Source organism: Mycobacterium sp. MS1601, assembly GCF_001984215.1.
In the GTDB taxonomy this organism is placed as follows: Bacteria; Actinomycetota; Actinomycetes; order Mycobacteriales; family Mycobacteriaceae; genus Mycobacterium.
This window is the reverse complement of record NZ_CP019420.1, coordinates 5,752,489-5,761,371: the sequence shown is the minus strand read 5'-3', so window position 1 is coordinate 5,761,371 and position 8,883 is coordinate 5,752,489. Positions and strand designations below refer to the sequence as shown.

At 64.2% G+C, this 8,883-nt stretch carries 8 protein-coding genes; 1 reads left to right on the top strand and 7 read right to left on the bottom strand.

What is annotated here, in order from left to right:
- Positions 1–11: 11 nt before the first annotated feature.
- The 3 genes from BVC93_RS27625 to BVC93_RS27615 are packed head-to-tail and all read right to left on the bottom strand — an operon-like array spanning position 12 to position 3,699.
- The gene (locus tag BVC93_RS27625; RefSeq protein WP_083740194.1) at positions 12–1,781 is read right to left on the bottom strand and encodes an ABC transporter ATP-binding protein; all 1,770 of its coding nucleotides are present in this window, start codon (positions 1,779–1,781) and stop codon (positions 12–14) included.
- Positions 1,778–3,463 carry an ABC transporter ATP-binding protein gene (locus tag BVC93_RS27620; RefSeq protein WP_083740193.1) on the bottom strand — a complete coding sequence of 562 codons (1,686 nt, stop codon included), beginning with the start codon at positions 3,461–3,463 and terminating at the stop codon, positions 1,778–1,780. The genes BVC93_RS27625 and BVC93_RS27620 overlap by 4 nt, the downstream gene beginning before the upstream one ends.
- Complete coding sequence (locus BVC93_RS27615) at positions 3,460–3,699, bottom strand: MbtH family protein (RefSeq protein ID WP_083740192.1); 240 nt, start codon at positions 3,697–3,699, stop codon at positions 3,460–3,462. The genes BVC93_RS27620 and BVC93_RS27615 overlap by 4 nt, the downstream gene beginning before the upstream one ends.
- Before the next feature lie 169 nt (positions 3,700–3,868).
- Between BVC93_RS27615 and BVC93_RS27610 the strand changes: the two genes are divergently transcribed.
- On the top strand, positions 3,869–4,828 hold the full coding sequence (locus BVC93_RS27610; protein ID WP_083740191.1) for a methionyl-tRNA formyltransferase: 960 nt from the start codon (positions 3,869–3,871) through the stop codon (positions 4,826–4,828).
- A gap of 246 nt (positions 4,829–5,074) precedes the next feature.
- Here BVC93_RS27610 and BVC93_RS27605 read toward each other — a convergent pair whose 3' ends face one another.
- The 4 genes from BVC93_RS27605 to BVC93_RS27590 are packed head-to-tail and all read right to left on the bottom strand — an operon-like array spanning position 5,075 to position 8,874.
- The gene (locus tag BVC93_RS27605) at positions 5,075–6,703 is read right to left on the bottom strand and encodes an alkaline phosphatase D family protein (protein WP_236950147.1); all 1,629 of its coding nucleotides are present in this window, start codon (positions 6,701–6,703) and stop codon (positions 5,075–5,077) included.
- 37 nt (positions 6,704–6,740) lie between these two features.
- Positions 6,741–7,166, bottom strand: a complete 426-nt coding sequence (locus BVC93_RS27600) for a hypothetical protein (RefSeq protein ID WP_083740190.1) — start codon at positions 7,164–7,166, stop codon at positions 6,741–6,743.
- Positions 7,167–7,207: 41 nt separating this feature from the next.
- A complete protein-coding gene (locus BVC93_RS27595; RefSeq protein ID WP_083740189.1) occupies positions 7,208–8,575 on the bottom strand; it encodes an FAD-dependent oxidoreductase in 1,368 nt (455 codons plus the stop codon).
- Positions 8,527–8,874, bottom strand: a complete 348-nt coding sequence (locus BVC93_RS27590) for a cupin domain-containing protein (protein WP_083740188.1) — start codon at positions 8,872–8,874, stop codon at positions 8,527–8,529. Before BVC93_RS27590 ends, BVC93_RS27595 begins: the two co-directional genes overlap by 49 nt.
- Positions 8,875–8,883: the final 9 nt, after the last annotated feature.

Here is an 8,883-nt window from a genome sequence, read left to right as displayed (position 1 = left end):
GTAACTCCTCGTCAGTGGTGGCTGCTCCAGGCCCGCCACAGCCGTGCGTAACGGCCGTCGCGTCCCAGCAGTTCGGTGTGGGTGCCGCATTCGACGATGCGGCCGCCGTCCATGACGGCGATTTGGTCGGCACTGGCGGCTTGGGTGAGTCGATGCGCGACCACCAGGGTGGTGCGGCCCTTGGTGGCCGCATCGGCAGCGGATTCGAGTTCCCCTGCGTGCGCGCTACCGGCCTCTGCGGTGGCTTCGTCGAGGATCACCACCTGCCGGTCCGCCAGCACAAGTCGCGCCATGGCGATGTGTTGTGCCTGGGCGGCGGTGAGCATCGCCCCGTGTTCGCCCACCACGGTGTCCAACCCGTCCTCGAGAGCTTCTACCCATCGGCTTGCGCCGACCTGGTGCAGAGCGGACCAGATCTCCTCGTGGCCGGCCTGCGGTGAGACCAGCCGAAGGTCGTCGATCAGCGGTCCCGAGAACACATGGACCTCCTGGGTGATGCTGGCGACGCGGCGCCGTAACTCGTCGGGATCGATGTCGGCGATGTCGACCCCACCGATGCGAATCCGGCCCGATGTCGGGGACAGCAACCCTGCGACAAGTGCCGCCAGGGAAGACTTACCGGCCCCGGTGGTTCCCACCAGTGCACACCTGGTGCCCGCCGGGATGTGGAGAGAAACATCGTGCAGCACAACGGGTCCGGTGTGGTAGGAGAAGGACACACCTTCGACGAGCACGTCGGAACCCCGCGGCACCGCAGAGCGCACCACCTCGTTCACCGAAGTGCGCATATCCAACACGCCGACCAGTCGGGCCAGACTGGCACCGGCTGCCTGCGCCTCGTCGAAGGTGTACATCAACATGCCGATCGGATTGAACAGCCGATGGAACATCAATGCCGCGGCGGTGGTTTGACCTACTGTTGCGGAACCGGATTTCACCAGTAGGAAGCCGACCACCAGAGTAGCTGCCAGACCGATGAATTCGGCCCGGTTGACTCGTCCGACCAGACGGGTGAACAGCGTGAACACCGCGATCGAGATGTCACGCGCGCGCGCCGAGGCGTCTTCGATGTCGCTGCGGTGCTGCTGGTGGGTCTCGTAGGCGTCAATGGTCTTGACACCCTGGATTGATTCGACGGTGACCTGAGCACGTGCGGCGATGGCGACGCGCTCGTCGGCATACATCGGCGCCGAACGCGGTAGGTACCACCACAGCCCGGCGATGTAGGCGGGGATGCACAGCGCTCCGGCGAGCCCCAGCCTCCAGTCCAGACTGGACATTCCGACCAGGGTGACAACACCGAGGAAGAAGGCGTTGAGGATGGTGGGCAGCACTTCGGAGGCCGATTTGGCCACCGTGGAGACATCGGCGCCCACGCGCGACAGCAGGTCACCGCGACCGCTCTCCTCGATGGTGGTCGCCGGCAGGTGCAGTGCGCGGTCGAGGACATCCTCACGAAGGTCTGCCACGGCCTGCTCACCCAGCCGGGTGATCAGGTAGGTGGACAAACCGGTGCCTAGTCCGCCGAGCACTGCGGTGACGCCGATGGCCACCACCAACCACGTCAGCCCCGTTGCAGAATCGTGTTGATCGACGCGGTCGATCAGCGCTCCGAGCAGATAGATGGGCACCGTGGCCGCCGCTGCCGCGCCGAGCCCAACGACCACGGCGGCGGTGACGCTTGTACTTCGGCTTCGCAATTCGGTGCGCAGCCACGTTGCGGTGCGGCGGGCGGCGGCCACCGGAAGCACCGGCCTGGTGACGGATTCACCGACGCTCATCGGCTCACCAACTCCCGGTAGTCGGCATCGGTTTCCATGAGCCTGTGGTGCGCACCCTGGGCGCGCACGTGGCCGTCGGCGATGAGCACCACGCGGTCGGCCGCGGCCAGCAGTGCCGGGCTGGTGGTGAAGACCACGGTGGTTCGGCCGGCGTCGCGACGCAGCCGTCGCAGACCGTCGGCGATGGCCTGTTCGGTCACCGCGTCGACCGCGGTGGTGGGATCGTGCAAGACCAGCACGTCGGGGTCGGTGACCAGTGCCCGGGCCAGAGTCCAGCGCTGGCGCTGACCACCCGAGAGGTTGGCCCCGCGTTCGGTGACGGGATGCGCCAGCCCGTCGGTGTGTAGACCCACGACGTCCACGGCGCAGGATGCGGTGAGAGCTGCCTGCACGATGTCGTCGTCGGGTACCGAACCGAGATTGGATTGCAGTGTGCCGCTGAACAGATCGCTGTTGTGGTGGTCGACCAGCAGTAGCCGATGCCGCTCACCGGCTGGGATGTTGCCGATCCACCGGCCGCCCACCCGCACCACGCCGGCGTCGCGGATCTGCCCCGACAGGGTGTCGACCAGCAGGCTGGCATCCTTGGGGTCGGCTGTCACGACCGCGACCAACTCGCCCGGGCCCACCGAGAGTGCGGGCTCGCCGGACAGTGACAGCGATCCAACCGGTTCGTCGATGTCGGCCCCCGGGTCACTGTGGGACCGATGTCGGGTGTCCGCTGACAACACGGTGGCCACCCGATTGGCAGACGCCCTGGCCTCGGCGACCCAACTCGGCACGATGGCCAGAAGCGAGAACGGCTCGATGAGGAATTGCGCCAACCCGATCACCGTGATCAGCTGACCCACGGTCAGATCGCCCTGCACAGCGAAGTAGGCCGCTGCGACAGCCACCGACATCGCGGCGACGGCACCGGCGGCGGCTGCCGCACCGGCGTGCACGCTCTGGATGCGTGCGGCCCTCAAGGCGGCAGTTAGAGCGCGGCCGCTGGCCACGCGATACCGGGCTGCGGCGTTGCCCTGTGCGCCGATTCCGGCCAGTGGACGGTGCCCACTGACAAGGTCTGTCGCCAGGGCCGCGGTGCGGCCGATCTGGCTCTGCTGCTCCTCGACGCGTCGCGCTATCAGCGGTGCGGTCAGTTGCAAACCGGCCACCACGATCGGCACCCCGATCAGGACCATCAAGCCCAGTGCCAGATCCACCGTCAACAGCACCACGCCGCACGCCACGGTGGCGACCACGGCGCCGGTCACCCGAGGCACATAGTCCAGGACATAGGACGTCTCGTCGGCGTCGGTGGACGAGATCGACAACAGTTCACCAACCTGATAGTCGGTGCGGATACCCAGCGGGTCGACGATCTTGCGGCTCAACTCGATTCGCAGCAGGTGTGACTCTCTGGCGATCGCGAACATCAGCAGCCGGGCACCGAAGCGGTACACAGTGGTCAGAACCAGGAACAGCGCGGCCAGCGCGCCGATCCAGCCGACGATGGCACCCACGCTCCCCGTCGCCACCGCGCGGTCGACGATGACGCCGATCAGCACTGGTACTGCCACCTCGCACAATTGATGCGCCGCAATCAAACCCGAGCCGGGCGCTAGCCAGCGCAGGTTCCGCACGACGGTGCGGCGCAGAACCCGAGCGCCGGTGAGAGCGCTCGGTTCCGCCCGGCTCAACCTCGGGAAGCGGTGTCGGAGGCCATTTTCTGGCGTAGCGACAGCGGCCGCATGTCGGTCCAGTTCTCGTCGACGTAGCGCAGGGCGCTCTCCCGGTCGCAACCGTCCGGATCTCCGAACACTACGCTCCATCCGGCGGGAACCTCAGCGAAGGTCGGCCACAGCGAATGCTGTTCCTCGTCGTTGACGAGGACGAAGAATCGGCCGTCCGGATCATCAAAAGGGTTGCTGGACAATGCATTCCTCCCGTAACGTCGACTGAACACGGCATTCGTGCGGCAGCCGATATCCAGTCGGCCGCTGTGCCGGTCAGGTGCCCTCGTGGGCGATGATGCTCACGCTCCCCAGCGTGTTATCAAAGGGAAGCCTAACCATATTTTGGCGCTGTGAAGCTGGGAGGTTGCTGTGCGTGTAGCGATGTTCGGGTATCAGACCTGGGGGCACCGTACCCTCCAGGCCCTGCTCAAATCCCGTCACGAGGTGGTTCTCGTGGCGACTCACCCTGTGAGCGAGCATGCCTATGAATCAATTTGGGCGGATTCTGTGGAAGACCTGGCCCGCAACGAGGGCATCGAGGTACTTCTCGCCAAGAGGCCCACATCGGAGCTGGTCGAGCGTGTCAAGGACGTCCAGCCAGATGTCATGGTGGCCAACAATTGGCGTACTCGATTGCCGGAGGAGCTGTTTCGTATCCCCAAGCACGGGACTGTGAATCTTCACGATTCCTTGTTGCCGGCGTTCACCGGATTCTCGCCGGTGATCTGGTCTCTGATCAGCGGGGCCAGCCATACTGGTCTGACGGCCCATCTGATGGACGGTGAACTCGACACCGGCGATGTGCTGGTGCAGCATTCCGTGGAGATCACGCCCACCAGCACCGGAACCAGTTTGGTACTGGCCACTTTGGATCTGGTGCCCGGCGTACTCAACGAGGCTCTTGACCAGCTGGAGTTCGGCACTGCCAAGCCGGTTCCTCAGGACCTCAGCCGCCGCACGTTTTTCCATAAACGCTGCGAACGCGACGGCCAGGTGGACTGGAACTGGCCAGCTCAAGACATCGAAAGGCTGATCCGTGCCCTGTCAGATCCATACCCCAACGCCTACACTTACTTTCGTGGTCAGAGACTCCGCCTGATCTCCGCGAGGGTCTCCCGATGCCGCTACGGTGGCACACCGGGACGGGTGTTCATCGAGGAGGACGGCGGCATGGTCATCGTGGCGGGAGCCGATGCACACCGGGGTGAGTCACCCGGCCTGGTGCTCGACGTCGTCCGCACCGATGACGGGGTCGATCACAGTGCGATGGCGTACTTCAAGCATGGCGGTGGATACCTGAGTTCGAGCCTCGACCCGGGGTTGCGATAAACGCGCTCAGGGCACGGTGGCATGTGGCGGATGGCTGTTCAGTGGCGAATTCCGTTGCAGTATTGACTGATCCGCCAATTTTGCTGGTTGTCCACATCCGGCGACATCGGCCATTCGTAGGCCCCACATCGACGCGTCGGTGTCCTAACGTCGAGGGCATGACACGCAAGAACGCGGTTGCTCGTATTGGTGGTGTATGTGGGGCAGCCTGATCGAGGTGGTGGCAGTCCTGCCACGTGACGACCGTCATTCGGTGAGTGCAATTGACGCCGCAGTGGCCAACTCAGAGTTGTCCTGCGGCTGTTCGAATCTCACTTCAGCGTCGCGACCGGAGGTTTCGAGCGTGGCGATGGTGTTGCCGTACAGCGGCCCGCTGAGGTTGCGCCACGACATCGGTAGCTCCGGAACGCCGAGGCGATTGGCCCAGCGGCGCGTCAGCGATGCCACGGTGGGTGACCATCCCAGCTTGAACACCGGCCTCATGAACGTCGGCACGTAGTTGTGCACCGGTGAACAGACCAGCTGGTACACCTGCGTCGTCGACTTACCGGGGAACTGTGCCCTGGCGGCGTAACTGTGGTGGACGTCTCCGGAGAGCACCAATACGGTGGCTGGCCCGTCACCGGAGCGGTTGGCCACCCCGATGATGAGCTCGCTGAGCCGGAGAAAGGAACTGAAGAACGCGGGCCAGTGCTCCAGATCCGCTGCCTGCCGGATCTTTTCGGCGACAGTGCCACGCAGCCCGGAATGGGTGGCAGCGCGCTCGTTGACGGATTGGATGTCGCCGATCACCGGTGGCAGCAGCCAGGGCAGTGAGGACGCGAGAACGAGGTGGTCCAAGTCGGCCAATCCGTCATCGACCTGCTGTTCCAGCCAGTCGAACTCGCGGTCGCCCAGCATCTTCCGTTCGCCGCCGTCGAGGATGCGGGAGTTTCGCGAATCGATCATGATGAGCCTGCTGCGGCCGACGTCCCAGCGGAAGCTGAACCGCAATCCCTTCTCGCCGTCCACTTCCCGGTCCGCACGGTCTGCCAGGTCAACCAGCTGTGGCCAGACGTCACCTTCGGTGGCGAGCACTTTCTGGTATTCGGCGTCGGCGGCCAGTTGTTGCGGGCTCAGGTTGCCGATGTGCTGATACACCCAGTAGGACGCGAGTCCCGCCCGGATGCGATCGCGCCACCACGGCTTCTGGTTGATCTCGGCGCGCCACGCCGCGGAGGTGTTCCAGTCGTCGCGGATGTCATGGTCGTCGAAGATCATGGCCGTCGGCACTGTTGACAGTATCCAGCGGATCTCGGGATCGCCCCAGGTGTGCCGGTAGAGACTCTCGTACTCGTTGAACGTCACCACCTCATCCGGTGGCCGCTTCTTCGAGGTGTGGCTGCGGCGGCCGGCCAGCTTGCGACGGGCCTCCGGAGTCAGCTCATCGGCATACACCTGATCGCCCAGCAGGATCAACACGTCGGGCCATTCGTCCATGGGGACGTTGGTCAACCGATCGGCGTAGCAGTCCAGCGCATCCTGGCCCAGTTTGTCGTCGATCTTCGGATCGCCGGTCTTCGGGTAGCGGCATGAGCCGAAGATCATCCGCATCCGGTCCGCGGTCTGCGGACCCCTGGTGCGGATCACGCTCGGAGGGAAGTCGGAGTCGGCTTCCGGCCACACCTTGGCGCCGTCGATGCGTACCTCGTACTCGATGGAGGAACTCGGTGTCAGTCCTTCGACGGGAACCAGCGCGTAGTGGCGGTCCTGCACTTGGAAGGTCCGTGCCGTGCAGCCGAGGATCTCCACTTCTGCGGCGTTTTCCGTCTGTACCCAGACCATGGCTGTGGTGTCGGCGACGTGGCGCAGAACCGGGCCCAGCAGAAGAGTCACCGATCCAGCGTAGGGGCATCCGCCCTGGCGGGTCTGCTCAGGTGATGCTCACGACGGCGCGGTCCCCGACAGGTGCCGACAGGGGCACCGTCAACGTGCCGAAGACCGCGAGCATGATGCAGGCCCGGTCCAGTGCTTCCGGCCGCGTGCCGCCGCGCAGTTTCACCGCCACGATGTCGACGGTTTCCTGGACCTCGGCGGTGACGCCGAAACACTCCGGCGTCCCGGTGGTGAAGTGCACGGCAATCGAGGAATCGGTCTCCGCCACCCGGCTCCAGGAGTCGATGGACTGAGGATGCGGGTCGACGACGGCCGAGTTGTCGGTGAAGACGGTTTGACCGGACGGTGCCTGCACCTCGGGGATGGTGGTGATGACGGGGGTGGCACCGGCGGCCGGGATGCCGAGGCTGAGCTGGCCTGCCGCCAGCGCGGTGACGGCGGCCGGGATCAGGCGAGCACGCATGACTGCACAGTACTTGGGGACGGGGACGGGGGAGCGATGCTCTATAGAACGCCGGCAATCTCAAGCAGATCGCGTCGTGACCCGATCTTGGCACGTGCCCGGCCTTGCGCCCTGCCTGTGGCGATCTCGTGTTGGTCAATTCGAGACCATGCTTCAGCAGTCACGGCGCCGAGGCTCGAAGTGTCGCGAAAGGGTCGTCGGCACAGTGTTCTAGGCACCACCAACCCCATCTCTATGTCTTTGAAGAGGGCGTCGACGGTGTTGCGGGCGCACGCCTTGTTTGTCCCGATGACCCCGCGTGGCCCACGTTTGGCCCAACCGACGACGTAGACCCGCGGCAGACCGGTGACGCGTGAGGCTTCATTCGGGACATGGTTGGCCACTTCATCAAACGGAACCCCGGCCAGACCCCTTGTTCGGTAACCGGCGGCCGAGATCACTGCGTGCGTGTTGAGCCGATAGCCTGCTTGGCCATCTGTTCGCAACACATCGATGGCCTCGACTTCGCGATATCGGCCCACCACGCGCTGTGGAGTCGAGTAGAACCGAAAGTGCACCCTTCGCGGATGTCGGCAGCGCGGCCGCGAAGCCCAGTTCGTCAGTACGTCAACGGTTTGCTTGAGGTGGGGTGATGCTGCGATAAGCGCCTCTTCTTCGCTTGAGATCCGGATGTCGTCGCCGTCGACCACTGGCGCCACCCCGTCGAGATTGTCGAACTCGAGGAGTTCGGCGAGTGTGAACTTGGCCTGCGCTATGCCGCCTCGGATGAGCAGCGTGACGTTCTGAGCGCCGCCGCTCAAGGCGGACAGCGCAGTGGCAGTCATGTCTGTATGTGCCAGCCCTTCGGAACCTTTCAACAATATCCGGCCCACATCCAGTGCGACGTTCCCGCCACCGATGATGGTGGCGTGCGTGACGGGCAGATCGAGCGGTGCCACGGCGGGGCCGTCGGGATGACCGTTGTACCAGTGCACTACATCGCTTGCCGGTATGGCCAAGTCGATGCCGTCAACCGACAGTACTTTCGTGGTGCCCGCTCCCGTCGCTACGATCACCGCATCGTAGGCATCGAGAAGTTCCTCGAACTGAATCCTGTCGCCTACCAAGATGTTTCCGAAGAACTGTACGTTCGGCAAACGCAACGTCTTTTCAAATGATCCTGCCAACGACTTGATCTTCAGATGATCTGGAGCAACGCCGTGCCGTAGTAACCCGAACGGGGTCGGATCACGGTCATAGACGTCGATCAGGAAGCTGGGCGCCCGTCGTGAGATCTCCGCTACTGTGAACAGGCCGGAGGGCCCAGCGCCCACCACTGCAATATGGTGGACGGACCCACTCATGTCACTGGGTGGCGCCATCAGCCAATGCTGACGAAGAGTTTTTTGAACGCCGTGACGATTTTCCATGTCGAGTCAGTGCCCTTGGCGAACGAGGCGATGTCGCCCGGCTCGAGCACGATTGTCGACCCAGCTGTGAGCGTGATCTCGACCCGCCCCTCGAGTACGTGGATTGTCTCGTCTTCGGTGAACGGGTACGCAAATTCCATTGGTTCGGCGCGCCACAACCCCACCGTGAGACCGTTTCCGCCGATGTCGGACCTGCGAATCCAGTGCACCTCGCCAACCGCTTCGTCGTCGACGATGAATGGTTCGTAGCTATCAGCGTCGACAGCTGATCTGTCCACGGGCACTGCAACTTCAGTCATGAGATCTTC

What these genes read in the sequence shown, in the direction of transcription:
- BVC93_RS27625 (WP_083740194.1), bottom strand. Translation starts at nt 1,781, where the DNA reads ATGAGCGTCGGTGAATCCGTCACCAGGCCGGTGCTTCCGGTGGCCGCC.
- BVC93_RS27600 (WP_083740190.1), bottom strand. Translation starts at nt 7,166, where the DNA reads ATGCGTGCTCGCCTGATCCCGGCCGCCGTCACCGCGCTGGCGGCAGGC.
- BVC93_RS27595 (WP_083740189.1), bottom strand. Translation starts at nt 8,575, where the DNA reads ATGGAAAATCGTCACGGCGTTCAAAAAACTCTTCGTCAGCATTGGCTG.
- BVC93_RS27590 (WP_083740188.1), bottom strand. Translation starts at nt 8,874, where the DNA reads ATGACTGAAGTTGCAGTGCCCGTGGACAGATCAGCTGTCGACGCTGAT.